Source organism: Pseudonocardia sp. ICBG1034, assembly GCF_020131375.1.
In the GTDB taxonomy this organism is placed as follows: domain Bacteria; phylum Actinomycetota; class Actinomycetes; order Mycobacteriales; family Pseudonocardiaceae; genus Pseudonocardia; species Pseudonocardia alni.
Genome location: NZ_JAHLEK010000015.1, coordinates 1,897,457 through 1,913,494, shown reverse-complemented (window position 1 = coordinate 1,913,494; position 16,038 = coordinate 1,897,457). Strand labels below are relative to the sequence as shown.

The following is a 16,038-nucleotide window of genomic DNA, read 5'->3' as shown; positions in this document are numbered from 1 at the left end:
TACACGCTCGCGAGCGTCAACGAGGGTCTCGACGCGGAGCTCGTCCCGCCCCCGTGAACACCGTCGCCCTAGCCTCGCCGGAACAGCACGGCCACCCGGCGCAGGACGTCGAGCTGGGCCGGGTTGTAGAGCTCCTGCGAGACCTGCTCCACGGTCCGGTGGAAGCGCCGGGGATCCGACGAGCCCAGGGTGAAGGCGCCGGGGTGGTCCGCACGCAGCGTCCTCAGGCGCGCGCTCATCCGCACGGCGAGATCCTGCCGGGCGGCGTCCCCCGCATCGGCGGCGAGGTGCTCGAAGTCGTCGTCGACGTCGCTGCGGGAGTCGGAGGCCAGCAGGTCCGCGTAGGCCCTACGCTCGTCGCGGTCGAGCAGCCGTCCCAGGACCGACGTCAGACGCCGGTCGGCGTCGGACATCGGCACGGCCGTGGTCACGGCGAACTCCGGCGGCAGGTCCGTGGCGAGCTGCTCGCTCAGCATCGTGGCGATCTCTGCACGTGCGCCGGCCAACCGGTCCATCTGCTCCACGAGCTCGGCGTCCAGCGCCCGTAGCGCCTCCACCGGATGCTCGTCGTCGCCGAGCTGCGCGACGGTCTGCAGACCGACCCCGAGCTGGGCGAGCCGCGCGATCCGCAGCAGCCGGACCAGGTGGTTCACGCCGTACTGCTTGTAGCCGTTGCTCCGCCGCTCCGGCTCGGGCAGCAGTCCGATCTGGTGGTAGTGACGGACCGTGCGTGCCGTCGTGCCTGCCAGCTCGGCGAGCTCCCTGGTGCTCCAGGCCATCTGCACCCCCTGCCGGGTCTTGAGTGTGACGTCGCGTCAACGTGTGCACTCGCTCGCGGCGCCGGATGCGCGCCACCGGCACCGGAGGACGGGAGAACAGCATGGCAGGCGGCACCGTGGCAGCGCGGGCGGTCCGTTCCGCGCGGACCGACGGACACCCGGGGGACGTTCCCTACCACCGGGCTCTGGTCGGCGACCGTCGTCAGGTCGGGCGGGGGATCGCGGCCATCACGCTCGTGGTCGTCGGGTTGTTCGGGGCCGGATCCGCCATCACGTGGCTGGCGGCCCGGATCGATCTGGCCATGGGGCGGGTCAACCCGACGCTGGGCGGGGACGACGTCACGATCGTCTTCCAGGCCGCCGGAGCGGCCTCGGTCGCGGTGCTCATCCCCTGGAGCATGGTCGTGCAGCGCCTGCTCTACGGCGTGCGGGGGCGCTCGCTGGTCTCGGTCGTCTCCCGGTTCCGGTTCGACGAGTTCGGACGGGCACTGGTGTTCGCCGGCCCGCTCTCGGTCCTCTGCATCACCGCGGTCTCGCTCGTGACCCCGGTCGAGCCCGCGCGGTTCTCCACCGTGGACCTGGTGGGTCTGCTCGCCGTCACCCTGCTGCTGACCCCGCTGCAGGCGGCGGGCGAGGAGTTCGGGTTCCGGGGGCTCGTCCTGCGCGTCGCGAGCAGCTGGAGCCGGGACCCGCGCACCTCGCTGGTCCTCGGCGTGGTGGTGTCGGCGGTGCTGTTCGCCGCGATCCACGTCCAGGGCAACCCGTGGCTCAACATCCACTACCTCAGCCTCGGCGTCGGCGCAGCGCTGATCACCTGCCGCACGGGCGGGCTCGAGACGGCCGTGGTCCTGCACGCCCTGAACAACACCGTCGGCTTCGCCTTCGCGCTGGTGCTCCACACCGACCTGCTCGGCGGTACGGGTGCCCCTGTGCTGCTGCTCCTCGCCGTGCCCACGGTCGCCACCACGGCCGCGGTCCTGCTGTCCCGCCGACACCGCCCCGCGGCCGAGGGGGTCCGGACGGCCACGGCCTGACCGGACGCGGCCGGGGCCTCGGCGTGCCGGGTCGGGGGCCGGCTCAGGCGTGCCGGACGCACGACCGCCCGACACTGCGTGCCGGTCCGCGCACCGGTGTGGCACCGGTCGGCGCCGCGGCCGCACGGGTGGCCCCGCGCCGCACCGCGCCGGGCACGACGCCGGGTGCGGTGCCGTCGTCCAGCACCACGTCGGCCAGCACCGTCCCCGGCCCGAGCGCCACGTGCCCGCCGTACGGCGCGGTCCCGGCCGCCACCGGAGCGGCGACCAGCAGGTGGGTCCCGGCGGCGACGTGCACGGCGAAGGACCCGTCGTCGGCGGTGGTGACCCGGTCGAGCTGGCGGCCGGCGGCGTCGACCACGGTGACCGCCGCCGCGGCCGGTGCACCGCCAGGCCCGCGGACCCGCCCGACCGCGGGCGCCCCGTCCGCGGGGTCGTCGGGCCGGGCGCCTTCGAGCAGGGCGGGCAGCTCGGCGGCGAGCAGCCCGGCCTCGCGGGCGAGCACGGCGGTCCGGCCGCTGCCCGCGGCGGCGCCGACCAGCAGGTCCACCACGGCGTCACAGCTACCCGGGGGCACCGGTCGCCCCGCGACGGCGGCCGCGGTCAGCTGCGCGAGCCGCGCGCAGGCCCCGGTCACCGCCGGGGTCCCGGCGCCGGGCCGCGCGGAGCGGGCGAGCCGCCGGGCGTGCGCGGCCACGGCGGTGCAGGCCGCCAACCACCGCGCGACGTCACGGTCGGTGGCGCCCAGCCAGGTCCGGGTGAGCGGGCGGCCGAGCAGCAGCGTCTGGTGTACCGCCGCGTCGAGGGCGCGGGCCGCGGCCCACAGGTCGTCGCCGGCACCCGGGTGGCGCAGGGTGCGGTCGACCGACTCCAGCAGCCCGGTCAGCGCGTCGAGCAGCCCGCGGTGCGCCTCGCCTGCCGCGGAGCGGGTGCGCGTGGGCAGCACCAGCACCGACACCGCGCAGCCCACGACCCCGCCGACGACGGTCTCCTGCAGCCGCAGCACCATCAGGTCGACCGAGAACGTGCCCAGCAACGCGTACAGCTCACCCAGCATCAGCGTGATGAAGAAGATCATCAGTACGTAGGAGAGCCGGAACAGGTAGAGCGCGCCGAAGATGCTGACCAGGATCACCGGCAGCACGACGGCGACGTCCGGCCCGAGCACCGGCACCAGTGCGATCGCCCCGACCAGCCCGATCATGGTGCCGAGGATGCGATGCACGGCCTTACGGACCGTCTCCGCGACGGTCGCGGTGCCGGTGAACGCGATGAACGCGGCCAGCACCGCCCAGTAGTAGCGCTGGTGCGACAGCGCGTCCCCGACGGCGATCGCGACGGCGGTGGCGACCGCGACCTGCACGGCCTGCCGGGTGGTCAGCGACAGCCGCGACGCGGGCCGGGTCCCGTCGGGTGGGCGGTGCAGCCGGGTGACCGTCCCCGCGGACCCGGGCAGGCCACCGCCGAACAGCTGCACGGCCGGGCTGAACGCATCCGCCTCCTCCACCGTCGGGGCACCCGCGCCGGTGGGGGTGGCGGCGAGGGCCCCGGCCCACTCCGCGCGGGCCCCGGCGAGCACCGCGACGTCGAGCAGGAGCCGGCGCGGGCCGGGGGCCGCCGTCCGGTCCGCCGCTGCCGGCGCCTGCTGCGCGACCGCGTCCCAGCGCCCCCGGTGCAGCATCGCGAGGAGCGCGCGTGGCGAGCCGGCGGTGCCGGTGTCCCGCTCGGTCCCGGGGCCGAGCACGTCCGGGCCGGTCCGGGCCGAGGCGGCGACGGCCAGCTCCGCGTCCAGGACGGCGCGGCGGACGTCACGGGCGGCGTCGTCGTCGGCGACGGCGCCGGGGGCCCCGAGCTGCCCGTCGATGACCAGGGCCGCTTCGGTGACCCGCTCCAGCAGGCTCGCCAGCCGGGCCTCGGCCCGCTGCCGCTCCGCGGTACCGGGCGTCAGGTCGGCGACGCACAGTACGGTCCCCGCGATCCCGGCCAGCCGCGCCTCGAACGAGCGCAGCATCCGGCGCAGCACCCGGTCGTTGCGGATCGGGAGCAGCACCAGCGTCAGCAGCATCACCCAGACGATCGCGACCGCGACGACGAACGCGACCCCGGGCAGCATCTCCGGACGCAGGCTCAGGAACAGGGCGAAGAAGTAGCCCATGAACCCGCCCATGCCGCACACGAAGTACCGCAGCCCGAAGCGCCGTACCCAGACCGCGACGAACACGACCACGACGAACGCGGTCAGCGACGCGAGCCGGTTCCGGTCGACGAGCAGCGCCACGCCCATCCCGGCGAGCATCGACAGGGCCAGGAAGCACAGCGTGACCGCCTGCCCGGCGCGGGTGGCGTCGAAGATCCCGAACGAGGCCAGCATCGCCACCACCGCCCCGAGCATCATCGGCACCAGTGGCGGGGTGCCCGTCGTCGTCGCGACGAGGTACTCCACGCCCAGCGTGCTGGCGATCGCCAGCACGGCGCGGACCGCCGAGACGAGCCGGACGAGGCCGGGGTCGGAGGCGACGAACCGGTCACGGGCCCGGAGGAGGCGGTCGGACGCGGTCGGCACAGTCCGTTGCATATGCTAACGGTATACCGGATCGTGATCTTCGCGCATCCCGGGCCCGCCGGACGTAGCGTGGGCCCCAGGACCGATCACGGAGGTGGCGGGTGCGCGGGTACGGGTTCGTGGCGGCGGGTGGCCCGGAGCGGCAGGCGTTCGTCGAGGTCTCAGAGCCGCGGCCCGGGCCGGGTGAGCTGCTCGTGCGGGTCCGGGCGGCCGGGGTCAACCCGGGCGACTGGCGGATGCGCGACGGCGACTACGGCGTCGCCGGGCCCGCGGTGCTCGGTCGCGAGGTCGCCGGGACCGTGCTGGAGGTCGGCGACGGCGTCACCGGGTTCGCCCCCGGCGACGAGGTGTTCGGCGGCTGCCCGGACATGCAGGGCGGCTGGGCACCGCGGGCGCGGGTCACCGCCGGGTTCGCCGCGCACCGCCCGCCGGGGGTCTCGCCCGAGCAGGCGGCGGCGCTGCCGGTCGCCGCGGGCACCGCCTGGGACACCCTCACGAACCTCGACCTGCCCGCCGGGGCGACGCTGCTGGTCAACGGGGCGGGCGGCGGGGTCGGCCTGCCTCTGGTGCAGCTGGCCCGCCGCCGCGGGCTGACGGTCGTCGGCACGGCGAGCCCCGGCAAGCACGCCCTGCTCGCCGGGTTCGGCGCCGTCCCGGTGGCCTACGGCGACGGCGTCGCCGACCGGATCCGCGCGGCCGCGCCCGGCGGAGTCGACGGCGCCCTGGACCTGGTCGGCGGCGACGCCCTGCGCGCGGTGGCCGGGCTCGTCCCGCCCGCGACGCTGTACTCGATCGCGGACAAGCCGCTGGCCGCGCAGCTGGGCGGCCGCGACGTCACCCGCGACCGCAGCACCGCGGTGCTCGACGCGCTCGCCGCACTCGTCGCGGCCGGGGAGCTCGACCCGCTGGTGCGCGAGGTCCGGCCGCTGGCCGAGGCCGGGGCGGCGCTCGCCCTGGTCGAACAGGGTCACGTGACCGGCAAGGTCGTCCTGGTGCTCTAGTCCCGACGGAACAGGAACAGCCCGTAGCGGTGCTCGTCGTCGACCCACTCGGCCTCGGCCCGCAACCCGTGCCGGGCCACGTCGGTGCGCAGCCGGTCGGGCTCGAACTTCGCCGAGAACCCGACGTTGACGCTGTCGCCGCGACGCAGCTCCAGCGTCCGGTCCAGGCCGGGCAGCACCACGGTCTGGTCCCGGCGCGCCCACAGCCGCCCGTCGACGACGTCGGTGGCGGTGTCGTAGTGCGCCGCCGGGTGCACCGCGTCGAGGGCGACGCTCCCGCCGAACCGGCGTGCGAGGTGGTCGAGGTGGTTGAGCCGGAACCGGGCGAAGGCGTCGTACCCGGGCGGGTCGTTGTAGCAGGACTCGAACACCGCGGCGGGCTTGACCAGGTCCGCGGACAGCAGCAGCGCGTCGCCGGGGCGCAGCGTGGCGCCGATCCGGGCGAGCAGTGCGGAGCGCTCGTCGGCGGTGGTGTTGCCGATGTTCGCGCCGAGGAACAGCACCGCCACCGGGGCGCCGCCGTCGTTGCGAAGCCGGTCGAGCCCGGCCTCGTAACGCCCCCACAACCCGGTGACGGTCAGCCCCGGCAGGTCCGCCATGCGTTCGGCGCTGAGCACCAGCATCTCGCGGCTCACGTCGATCGGCAGGTAGGTCGTCGGCCGGGCCGCCGAGCAGTGTTCGAGCAGCAGCCGCGTCTTCTTCGCGCTCCCGGACCCCAGCTCGGCGACGCGTGGGCAGCCCAGCCGGGCCGCGATGTCGGTGCCGTACCGCTCCAGGAGCGCCCGCTCGCACCGGGTCAGGTAGTAGGTCGGCAGCTCGGTGATCTGTTCGAACAGCTGCGAGCCGAGCGCGTCGTAGCCGAACCAGGGCGGGATCCGCGGCAGCGGCTCGGCGAGGCGGGCGCGCAGCTCGTCGGTGTCGTCCCAGAAGGAGCCCTGTTCCAGCTCGACCGGGGCGGCGGTCACCGGCCCGGCCCGTCGTCGAGCGGGCGGCGCAGGCTCGACTCCCCCGCCGCCCAGCGGGCCAGCACGTGCCCGCCGAGCCGGTCGCCGAGCAGCCCGGCGGCCCGGATCCCGAACACGACGTCGGCGGCCAGGCCCGGCTCGGTCCGCAGCAGCGGGGCGAGGACGTCGCGGCGCACGACCTGCTCGTGCACGGCGTCGGCCTCCACGTGCTCGTCGTAGAAGCGGAGGGCGGCGGGGCCGCAGCCGAGCCGGCGCATCGCGCGGACCAGGCGCTCCGACCCGGGCGAGGAGGTCAGCTCGACCAGCGCGAACTGCCCGACCAGCGCGCCGCGCAGGCTGCGCCGCAGCCCGCACAGCGACATGAAGTTGACCTCGGCGAGGGTCTCGGCGCCGACGGCGTCGACGTGCGCGCCGTAGGCGTCGGACAGGCCGAGGTCGCACATCATGTCGGCGAACAGCACGGCGTGCATGCCCGCGGCGTCGCCCGCGCCGTACTCGTCGTGCTCGACGGTGACCAGGCCCGCCTTGGCGGCCGGGGGCAGCCGCGGGATCACCCAGGCCTGCGGGTCGGCCTCCTTCAGGTGGTAGATCGAGCGGTGCACGACGTACTCGCGCAGCTGCCACAGCTCGCCGCGGCGCAGCAGGTGGTGGGTCACGCCGGTCTCCGCGCCCGGCCCGACCGGCTCGACGAGCAGCTCGGCGACGGTCGCGTCGACGTCGTCGCCGGGCGGGACCGCGGCACGCAGGGCGGTCAGGAACCGGTCCTCCAGCGCTACGCGCAGGCCGAGCAGGGCCACGTCCCACTCGTGCTCGTCGCCGACCCCGGCGAAGCCGCGGTAGTGCAGCTCGTAGCAGCAGTGCAGGGCCAGGTGCAGGTCCTCGCCCCACGGGTCGGCGTCGCCCGGGGCGGGCAACGCGGCGGGGTCGCCGCCCAGCCGGGCCAGGACGGCGCCGGACAGCGGGCCGCGCGCCGCCGGCAGCGGCGCGGTCCCGGTGCCCGGGTGCGGGGGTGCGGTCACGTCGGGTCCTCCTGTCGCACGCGGGTGCGGTGGCTGGTGTCGCAGAACGGCGGGCGGCGGGTGCGCCGGCAGGTGCACAGCGCGGTGACGGGGCGCCGCGACGTCACCCGGGTGCCGTCGGGCAGCTCGACCTCCACCGGGCCGGTCACCAGGACCGGGCCGTCGTCGGTGAGCCGCACCCGGGCGGGCCCGGCGCCGGTCTCACGACCCACGGACGGCCTCGATCACCACGAGCTCCTCGTCGGCGGCGCCGGGCTCGACCAGGCCGCGGGCCTCGTGCAGCGCGGTGCGGGCCCGCATCACCGGGCCGAGCGGGATCCGGGACCGGTCGGCGACCCGCGCGGTGAGCCCGGCCGCGGCGAGCCGGTCCAGCGAGGCCTGCACCCCGGAGACGGCGCTGTGCACCATGAGCAGCGCGCCGCCCGGTCCGAGGTGGGCGGCGACGCCGTCGCAGATGCGGTCGATCACGGCGCGGCCGTCGCGGCCGCCGTCCCAGCTGCGGGCCCGGCGGTACCGGACGAGCCGGTCGGTGTGCGACGGCACGTACGGCGGGTTGGCGGTGACCAGGTCGAACCGCCGGCCGTCGACGGGGCCGAACAGGTCACCGCGGTGCACGGTCAGCGCGGTGCGGTGCAGCCGGGCGTTGACCCGTGCCGCGAGCACGGCGCGCCGTGACAGGTCGACCGCGGTGACCGCGCCGGCACCGCAGCGGGCCGCGGCGAGCGCCACGGTCCCGGTGCCGGTGCCCAGGTCGAGCACGGCCCCGCGGGCCCGCCCGGAGACGGCGACGGCGCGGGCCAGCATCTGCGAGTCCGACTGCGGCCGGTACACCCCGGGCGGGGTCAGGAGCATGGGCGCCACGTCAGTGCGCGACCGTCTCGCGGGCCACCTCGGCGTGCCGGGTGCGGGCCGCGGTGAGCACGCCCGCCCGGTTCTTGTGCTGCTCCTCGTAGCGCAGCACGGCCTGCACGTCCTCGGGCGTGTCGAGCTCGCGGACGGCACGGGCCGCGTCGGGGACGGACAGGTCGTCGTAGCCGTCGACCGGGAGTTCGCCGGCGCCGAGCGCGCCGCGGGACCGGCGGGTGTCGTGCAGGGCGCGGGCGGTGTCGCCGGCCCGCTCGCGGCGGGCGATGTCCTCGGCGCGCTCCAGGGCCGCGTCCAGCCCGGACCCGAGGACGTCGGCGGCGTCGCGCCCGGCGCGGTCGGCGCCGTCGCCGAGTGCCGACGCGGTGCGCCGCACCCGTTCCCCGGCCCGGGTCAGCTCGTGCCCGGCCCGGTTCAGGCCGACGACGCCGAGGCGGGCCGGTAGCCGCACGACGTCGGTGACGGCGCCGCGCACGACCTGCAGCGGGGTGGCCCGCAGCGGTGCGGGCCCGCCGACGGCCTCCTCGGCGAGCACGGTGGTCAGCCACTCGACGGTCTCGGTGTGGGCCTCGACGAGCTCACCGGCGAGGCGGTGCACCCGGTCGGGCCCCGACGCGGTCAGCGCCTGCAGGTAGCGGGCGCGGTCCTGCAGCTGCCGCTCCAGCGCGAGGTCGCCGAGCAGCGCCTCGTCGAAGCGCTGGGCCTGCTCGACCTGGCTCTTCACGAACGCGAGGATCCGGCCGCCGACGGCACCGACCAGGTCGGGTACGGCGTCGAGCTCGCGCAGGGCGTCCTGGATGCGGCCGAGGCGGGCCTCGGCGCGGCGGGCGTTGTCGGTGAGCTCGCGGCGGGTCTCGTCGGTGCGGGCCTGCACGGTGCGCAGGCCCGCGATCCGGTTCTCGGTGCGGGTCAGCTGCTCCAGCACACGGAGCTGGGCGACCACGGCGGCGGTATCGGTCACGAACACGTCCTCTTGCGGCGACGACAGGGTCGCTCAGCGCCTACCCGCGATCCGCGGTCCCACTCCTCCCGATCGGTGCCGCTCCGGTCAGGTCACCGGAATGTTCAGCTCGGTGCGCAGGTCGGCGGGGTCCATGTCCGGCGACGGCTCGGTGAGGTAGACCTCCCAGAACACGTCGCCGCCGCGCAGGCCCTGGCCGGCGACCCACTCCCCCAGCCGCTGCCAGGCGGCGCCGAGCCCGTCGAACGAACCGGCGTGCACGACGCGGGCCACCCGGCAGGCGGGCAGCGCGCCGGCGACGACGTCGCCGTCCGGGGTGACCTCGCGGTCGGTGGGGAACCCCGTCTCGAGGTCGGCGGTCGCCGTCAGCGGCCCCCGGTACAGCGCGAACGCCGGGCCGGTGACCGTCACGCCCTGCCCGGAGACGGTCCCGGGGAGGACGGAGTAGGCGCGGTCGAAGAACGCGGGCAGGTCGGTGACCGGGACCGTGCCGCGGACGACGGCGGTGGGGCGGGCGGTGATCTCGACGAGCTCGGGGGTGGTCATGGACGGGTCCTTCCGGCGGGGTGGGTTCTCCACCGGGGTGGACCGCGCCGGGCGGACGGACTCATCGGTCCGCGCGGGGCGCGAGGTGGGTGGCGAGGAAGCGGTCGGCGGCCTCGAACATGGTGGCCAGGTTCTCCGGGTTGACGATGGCGTGCCCCTCGTCGTCGAACACCAGGTAGTCGACGTCGACCCCGCGTCCGCGTAGCGCCGCGACGAGGTTGTCGGACTCGGCGCGCACCACCCGGACGTCGTTGGCGCCCTGCACCACCATCAGCGGGGTGCGGATGTCGTCGACCCGGGTGACCGGCGAGCGGGCCAGCATGTCGGCCTCCTGCGCCGGGTCGGCCGGGTCGCCGACGTAGCGGTACCAGTTGTTGACCAGGCCGGGCCGGGTGAACTCCGGCACGGTGCGCAGGAAGTCCGCCAGGTTCGAGATGCCGACGTACTCCACCGCCGCGGCGAAGCGGTCCGGGGTGAACGCGACCCCGACCAGGGTCGCGTAGCCACCGTAGGAGCCGCCGAACATCGCGACCCGGTCCGGGTCGGCGTACCCGCGGGCGACGGCCCAGTCGACGGCGTCGATCAGGTCGTCGTGCATGGCGCCGGCGAACTCCCCGACCGCGGCCTCCATGTGGGCACGGCCGAACCCGTAGGACCCCCGGAACTGCGGCTGCAGCACCGCGTAGCCGCGGTTCGCCCACAGCTGCACGCTCGCGTCGAAGCCCCACCAGTCCCGGGCCCACGGCCCGCCGTGCGGCATCAGCACCAGCGGCAGCCCCTCGGGCGCGACGCCGACCGGCAGCGTCAGGTAGGCGGGCATCTCCCGTCCGTCGCGGGCGGTGATCGTGACGGTCTCCATCGGTGCGAGCTGTGCCGGGTCGAGGTCGGGGCGCGGCCGGAACAGCAGCCGCGACTCCCCCGTGGCGTGGTCGTGGAACCACGTCTGCGGGTCGCGGTCGTGGGCGAACGTCGCCACCCAGCGGCGCCCGTCGACGTCGCCGGAGACCCCGGACAGGTCGCCGTCGCACAGGCCGCGCAGCGCGTCGAGGGCCTCGGCGAAACCGGGGTCGACCGCGCGGATCTCCTGACGCGCCCCGAGGTAGCGGACGCCGAGCAGCTCCCCGGTGGCCCGGTGCCGGATCAGCGCCGACGGCAGGCTGGGGAAGATCTGGGCACGGATGTCGATGTCGTGCTCGGGGTGCCGGTCGACCTCGGTGACCTCGCCGGTGGTGGTGTCGAGCCGGCCGAGGTGCAGCCGGTCGCCGTCGCCGTACGTGCCGACCCAGATGCCGGTGCCGTCCGGGGTCGGCTCGTAGGGGTACACGCCGATCGGATGGGCGTCACCGTCGACGGTCGCGACCAGGTCGTCGCCGCGCCACACCTGCGCGACGCCGTCCGCGGTGAGGGTCTCGCGCAGCAGCTCGTCGCCGACGAGGATCCAGCCGTCGCCGCCGCCGGGGCTCTGCGCGAGCACCGTCATCTCCCCGGTCGCGACGTCGAGCTCGCACAGGTCGAATTCCACGGGGTTGCGGGCGTTGCTCTGCAGCAGCAGCCTCCCGGGCCGCTCCGGGCGCTGCTCGAGGCCGAAGGTCGTCGCGCCCTCGAACGGGGTGAGGTCCACCGCAGGCGCGTCCGGCGCGGTCAGGTCGACGCGGAACACGTGCCAGTTCTCGTCGCCGCCGGTGTCCTGCAGGTAGAGCAGGTAGCGGGGATCGTCGGTCCAGAGGTAGCGCAGCACGGTGCGGGTCTCGTCGGCGGTGACACAGCGCTCGCCGCTGCCATCCACATCGGACACCCACACGTTCAGGCGTCCCTTCCACGGGGCCAGGAAGGCGATACGGGTGCCGTCCGGGGAGATCGTGGCGGCGGTGCGGTCGGGCATGCGCAGCAGGTCGCGGGCGGGGATCCGGTCGGGCAGGGCCATGGTGGTCTCCGGGGTCGTGGCGGCGGTCGGGATGGCGGTCACAACGCGGTCGGGATCCGGTGGCGGCGCAGCGGCCGCAGCCGCCGGCTCACCGGGCACCCGCCGTCGCCGGGGCCGGGGCGGCGGCGTCGGCCGTACCCGGTTCGCCGAGGTCACGGAAGGCGGGCGCCACCAGCGCGACGAGCGCGGTGCCGACCGCGACCGCGGCGAGCGCGATCCCGGCGGCGCCGAGGCCGACCGCGGAGGCCAGCGCCGCGACCGGCGCCGCGGTCAGTGCGGGCGCGGCGAGCAGCAGGGTGTTCTGCGCCCCGAGGACGCGGCCGCGCAGGGCGTCCGGGGTGGCCTCGATGGTGAGGACCCCGAGCACAGCGCCGACCGGGGCGTTGGTGAACCCGACGAGCGCGGCGGCGCCGAGCACCACCCACGGCGAGGCCAGGCTCCCGACCAGCGCGAAGCCGGTGCCGAAGCCGAGCATCCCGACCACGAACCAGGTCCGGCGGCGCACCCGGTTCACCAGCGCCGCGTACAGCACGGAGCCGGCCAGCCCGCCCGCGGCGAGCGCGCTCAGCGTCAGCCCGGCGAGCGCGGGCAGGTCCAGCGCCGTGAAGTAGGCGGGCATCAGCGTCGTCTGCAGGGCCGCGATGACGGCGACCAGCACCGCCGACACCAGCGTCGCCCCGAGCACCAGCCGCTGCCCGGCGAGGAACACCCACGACGCCGCGAGATCCCGCACGGCCCTGCGCACCGCACCCCCCGGAGCGGTGCGCAGAACCCCCTCGACCCGCCCTGCCCGCGGGTCCAGCAGCGCCGCGGTCAGCGCCGCGAGCAGGCTCGTCGACGCGGTCACCACAAGCACCGTCGACGCCGGGCCGGCCAGGGCGACCAGCAGACCGCCGATCGCCGGGCCGGCCAGCAGCAGCACGTTGGACAGGTTCTCCCGCAGCGCGATCAGCCGGTCGAGGCGGCCCGGCCGCGGGTCGAGCCGCACCAGCGCCGGGAGCAGGACCTCCTGCGCGGTCATCGCGGGCACCCGCACGACCGCGCCCAGCACCCCGAGCACCAGGAAGGCGGTCATCCCCAGCCCCCACAGCGCGTCGACGACCGGCAGCGCCGCGACCACCGCGGCCCCCAGGACCCCGGCGACGACGGTCACCAGCCTGCGGTCGACGCGGTCGACGACCAGCCCCGAGACCAGCCCGGTCAGCGCGGACGCCGTGGTCGTCACCGTCGCCAGCACGCCCGCGGCCAGCACGTCCCCGGTGCGCTGCAGGACCAGCAGCGGCAGGACCGCCGCCATGATCCCGCCGCCGAGCAGGGTCAGCCCGTAGGCGGCGAGCCACAGCGCCGGGCTGCGTCGCAGCGTGCTCACCGGACCAGGGCCTTGGTGCTGCGCCGGAACGCCCAGACGACCACCAGCGCGGCCAGCACGGTCAGCGGGGTGCCCATGGCGACCCGGGCGATCCCCAGCCCACCGGTCGCCTCGGCGACGTAGAGCCACTGCTGGATCCCGAACCGCGCACCGAGCACCAGCGCCGCGGCACCGGTGGCGAGGTCGTGGGCGCGCAGGACCGCGGGCGTCGAGCGCCAGGGGTGCGTGCCCCCGTGGACGGCGTTCCAGATCACGCCGGTGATCGGCCGGCGGGCCAGCAGCGACCCGGCCGTGACGACGAACCCGGCCAGGGAGGCCCAGATTCCGATCACGAAGAAGTCGCGCGCCGACCCGGTCCAGGCGACGATCCCGGCCGCCAGCGCGACGCCGAGCAGGCTGCCGACCGCCGAGCTGAACTTCTCCCGCTGCAGCAGCCGGTACCCGAACAGCGCCAGCCCGGTCGCGACGGCGATGCCGATGGTCAGCGGGAGCGACAGGAACGCGTTCGCCGTCACGAACACGATCACCGGGATCGTCGAGTAGACGAACCCCGCGGTCCCGCCCATCTGGTCGAGCAGGCTCGGGGTGGCGCGGTCGCGGGTCCGGTCGTGCTGCGGCTCGGTCATGGTCATGTCGTCCTCCCTCGTCGTGATGTGCTGCAACGAGGGAAGGCCGTGCCGCCACGGCACACTCAAGCCCGAGGGCCCGTCGTGTGGTTCAGGTCACTGCCGGCTTGACCGTGCCGCGACGGCACGGTGTGGGCTCACCCCATGACGTGGAGCACCCGGGAGGTGGCCGAGCTGGCCGGCACCAGCCTGCGGGCGGTGCGGCACTACCACGAGGTGGGGCTGCTGGCCGAGCCCGCACGACGGGCGAACGGCTACAAGCAGTACGGGGTCGAGCACCTCGTGCGGCTGCTGCGGATCAAGCGGCTGGCCGACCTCGGCTTCTCGCTGCCGCAGATCGCGGACACCCTCGACGAGGGCGACCATCCCGAGCAGGCGCTGCGCACGCTCGACGCCGAGCTCGCCGCCACGATCGAACGGCTGCAGCGGGCCCGCCTCGAGCTCGCCACGATCATCGACCGACGTGCTCCGGCGGACCTGCCGGTGGCCATGGCGCCGGCGCAGGCGGCCGCGCTGACCGAGTCCGACCGGTCGGTGATGCTGCTCATGAGCCGGTTCATGGGGCCACGCAAGCTGACCGCCTACGGCGAGCTGCTGCGCGACCTGCCGGCCGACCCGACCGACGGCGAGTTCGACCGCCTGCCCGCCGACTCCGGTGAGGAGGTCCGCGCCGACCTCGCCGAGCGGATGGCGCCGCACGTGCGCCGGATACGGGAGGCCCATCCGGGCCTGGTCGGCCCGGACGACGACGCCCCGCGGGGAGCACAGGTCCTCGCGGAGACGACGAGCGCGGCGATGCGGGAGCTCTACAACCCGGCCCAGGTGGACGTCCTGGTCCGCCTCGCGGCGCTGCTGCAGACCACCCCCTGACCTGACCACCCCTGAACGGAGAGGACGACCGATGTTCGAACACAAGGTGCTGAAGTACAAGCTCGGCTGGAAGGGCTTCGACTACCCCGGGATGGAGCAGGAGCTCAACGAGCTCGGCTCGCAGGGGTGGGAGGCGGTCGGGACCCTCGTGCCCTCGACGGGCAACGGGCAGGCACTCGAGGTCGTGGTGATCATGAAGCGGGCGCGGGGCTGACGGACGACCGGCGTCGATCCGGGTGCAGCGGGTACCCGCGGGCGTGCCCGACTTCGCCGCGTCGCCACGACGCCACCCGTTCGACCTCGACCCGCGCTTCGGCGCGGCGCTGCTGCCGTTCGGGGTGTGCGACCCCACGGACGCCCACGTCGACCTCGACGACGACGGCCTGCGGGTCCGCTTCGGCCACTTCTCGCTGGTCACGCCGGTCCGCAACCTCGCGGGCGCCCAGGTCACCGGCCCGTTCCGGGCGGCCAAGGCCCTCGGGGCGCGGCTGTCGCTCGCCGACCGGGGCGTGACCTTCGGCAGCGCCACCGAGCGCGGGGCGTGCATCCGGTTCCACCGCCCCGTCCCGGCGCTCGACCCCCTCGGTGCGCTGCGCCACCCCGGGGTCACCGTGACCGTCGCCGAGCCGGAACGGCTGGTCGATGCGGTGGAGCACTACGCCAGGCAGACCCGGCTCACCACCGCGCGGCGCTCGGAGCCGACCCCCCAGCCGGGCCCGGTGGCCCGCGCCGGGGCCGTGCTCCGCTACCCCGCGGGCCTCGCACTCACCGCCACCCGCTACCTGCGACGCCTCCCGCACGTCGACCGCGCCGAGGACACCGGTGACGCCTCCGATCTCCCGCCGGCGCTGCCGGAGGAGTTCGTCGACGCGCACCTCAAGACCGTCGGCGAGGGCTCGGGTCCCCTGCTGCACCGGGTGTTCACCGTCGACGTCCGGGACAGCGGCCTCGACGCCGCCGCGCTGATGGACCGGGTGTGCGCCGACCTCGACCGTGCCGCCCCGTCGGAGGTGGTGACCTTCCGCAAGAAGCGCGGGCGGCTCGGCGAGGTCGCGGTCGGTGACGAGTACGTCGTGCACATGCCGGCGCCGTGGAACGGGCCGGTACGGGTGGTGCACCGCGACACGACCTCGTTCCGGTTCGCGACGCTGGCCGGGCACCTGGAGGCCGGGCAGGTCGAGTTCTCCGCCCACGACACCGGTCGGGGCGTCGCGTTCCGGATCGAGACGTGGTCGCGGCCCGGGGACCGGCCCTCGGCTGGTGTTCGACGTGCTGCGGGTCGGCAAGGAGATCCAGCTGCACATGTGGACCCACTTCTGCCTGCGCGTGGGGGACCTGTCGGGCGGCCGGGTCACCGGCGGGGTGCGGGTGCGGACGCGGCGTTCCTCCTGGCCCCCGCGGGTGGGCGGCGGGACCGGCGTGCGGGCCGGGGAGGGGACGGCGGGATGACACGCCGGCTGGCCGGCGACGATGCGCGACGCCCGTGTGTCCGCCGGGGTCACCCGGCACGCTGACGG

Annotated in this window: 16 protein-coding genes; 5 read left to right on the top strand and 11 right to left on the bottom strand. The window is 75.7% G+C overall.

What is annotated here, in order from left to right:
* Positions 1–68 precede the first annotated feature (68 nt).
* Positions 69–779 carry a MerR family transcriptional regulator gene (locus tag KPF22_RS10515; protein WP_224401914.1) on the bottom strand — a complete coding sequence of 237 codons (711 nt, stop codon included), beginning with the start codon at positions 777–779 and terminating at the stop codon, positions 69–71.
* Positions 780–880: 101 nt separating this feature from the next.
* On the opposite strand from KPF22_RS10515, the gene KPF22_RS10510 reads away from it, so the two are divergent.
* Positions 881–1,813 carry a CPBP family intramembrane glutamic endopeptidase gene (locus KPF22_RS10510; protein WP_224401913.1) on the top strand — a complete coding sequence of 311 codons (933 nt, stop codon included), beginning with the start codon at positions 881–883 and terminating at the stop codon, positions 1,811–1,813.
* Between the two features lie 43 nt (positions 1,814–1,856).
* On the opposite strand, the gene KPF22_RS10505 is transcribed toward KPF22_RS10510, so the two are convergent.
* Positions 1,857–4,388: an FUSC family protein gene (locus tag KPF22_RS10505; RefSeq protein ID WP_224401912.1), complete on the bottom strand. Its 2,532-nt coding sequence runs from the start codon at positions 4,386–4,388 to the stop codon at positions 1,857–1,859.
* Positions 4,389–4,477: 89 nt separating this feature from the next.
* Here KPF22_RS10505 and KPF22_RS10500 point away from each other — a divergent pair, with 89 nt between their 5' ends.
* Complete coding sequence (locus KPF22_RS10500) at positions 4,478–5,377, top strand: NADP-dependent oxidoreductase (protein ID WP_224401911.1); 900 nt, start codon at positions 4,478–4,480, stop codon at positions 5,375–5,377.
* On the opposite strand, the gene KPF22_RS10495 is transcribed toward KPF22_RS10500, so the two are convergent.
* From KPF22_RS10495 to KPF22_RS10455, 9 genes are all read right to left on the bottom strand, one after another.
* Positions 5,374–6,342, bottom strand: coding sequence for an L-histidine N(alpha)-methyltransferase (locus tag KPF22_RS10495; protein ID WP_224401910.1), 969 nt, complete (start codon positions 6,340–6,342; stop codon positions 5,374–5,376). The two genes, KPF22_RS10500 and KPF22_RS10495, sit on opposite strands and share 4 nt — an antisense overlap.
* Positions 6,339–7,361 carry an iron-containing redox enzyme family protein gene (locus tag KPF22_RS10490; RefSeq protein WP_208826091.1) on the bottom strand — a complete coding sequence of 341 codons (1,023 nt, stop codon included), beginning with the start codon at positions 7,359–7,361 and terminating at the stop codon, positions 6,339–6,341. Before KPF22_RS10490 ends, KPF22_RS10495 begins: the two co-directional genes overlap by 4 nt.
* A complete protein-coding gene (locus tag KPF22_RS10485; protein ID WP_073577251.1) occupies positions 7,358–7,573 on the bottom strand; it encodes a CDGSH iron-sulfur domain-containing protein in 216 nt (71 codons plus the stop codon). The genes KPF22_RS10490 and KPF22_RS10485 overlap by 4 nt, the downstream gene beginning before the upstream one ends.
* Positions 7,563–8,213: a HemK2/MTQ2 family protein methyltransferase gene (locus tag KPF22_RS10480; protein WP_208826089.1), complete on the bottom strand. Its 651-nt coding sequence runs from the start codon at positions 8,211–8,213 to the stop codon at positions 7,563–7,565. The genes KPF22_RS10485 and KPF22_RS10480 overlap by 11 nt, the downstream gene beginning before the upstream one ends.
* A 10-nt stretch (positions 8,214–8,223) precedes the next feature.
* Positions 8,224–9,186 carry a ferritin-like domain-containing protein gene (locus KPF22_RS10475; RefSeq protein WP_224401909.1) on the bottom strand — a complete coding sequence of 321 codons (963 nt, stop codon included), beginning with the start codon at positions 9,184–9,186 and terminating at the stop codon, positions 8,224–8,226.
* A gap of 87 nt (positions 9,187–9,273) precedes the next feature.
* Complete coding sequence (locus KPF22_RS10470; protein ID WP_208826085.1) at positions 9,274–9,732, bottom strand: GyrI-like domain-containing protein; 459 nt, start codon at positions 9,730–9,732, stop codon at positions 9,274–9,276.
* A gap of 61 nt (positions 9,733–9,793) precedes the next feature.
* Positions 9,794–11,698, bottom strand: a complete 1,905-nt coding sequence (locus KPF22_RS10465) for a S9 family peptidase (protein ID WP_224401908.1) — start codon at positions 11,696–11,698, stop codon at positions 9,794–9,796.
* Positions 11,699–11,744: 46 nt separating this feature from the next.
* A complete protein-coding gene (locus KPF22_RS10460) occupies positions 11,745–13,025 on the bottom strand; it encodes an MFS transporter (protein ID WP_224401907.1) in 1,281 nt (426 codons plus the stop codon).
* Positions 13,022–13,657, bottom strand: a complete 636-nt coding sequence (locus KPF22_RS10455) for a DUF3159 domain-containing protein (RefSeq protein ID WP_100878273.1) — start codon at positions 13,655–13,657, stop codon at positions 13,022–13,024. The genes KPF22_RS10460 and KPF22_RS10455 overlap by 4 nt, the downstream gene beginning before the upstream one ends.
* 138 nt (positions 13,658–13,795) lie before the next feature.
* Between KPF22_RS10455 and KPF22_RS10450 the strand changes: the two genes are divergently transcribed.
* From KPF22_RS10450 to KPF22_RS33060, 3 genes are read left to right on the top strand one after another with little or no spacing between them, the layout of a single operon-like run.
* On the top strand, positions 13,796–14,521 hold the full coding sequence (locus tag KPF22_RS10450) for a MerR family transcriptional regulator (protein WP_224401906.1): 726 nt from the start codon (positions 13,796–13,798) through the stop codon (positions 14,519–14,521).
* Positions 14,522–14,552: 31 nt separating this feature from the next.
* Positions 14,553–14,735 (top strand): DUF4177 domain-containing protein, encoded by a 183-nt coding sequence (locus tag KPF22_RS10445; protein ID WP_208826080.1) that lies wholly within the window; start codon positions 14,553–14,555, stop codon positions 14,733–14,735.
* Positions 14,736–14,757: 22 nt separating this feature from the next.
* Entirely contained in the window at positions 14,758–16,035 is a 1,278-nt protein-coding gene (locus tag KPF22_RS33060; RefSeq protein ID WP_224401905.1) for a DUF1990 family protein, read from the top strand.
* The last annotated feature ends 3 nt before the right edge of the window (positions 16,036–16,038 follow it).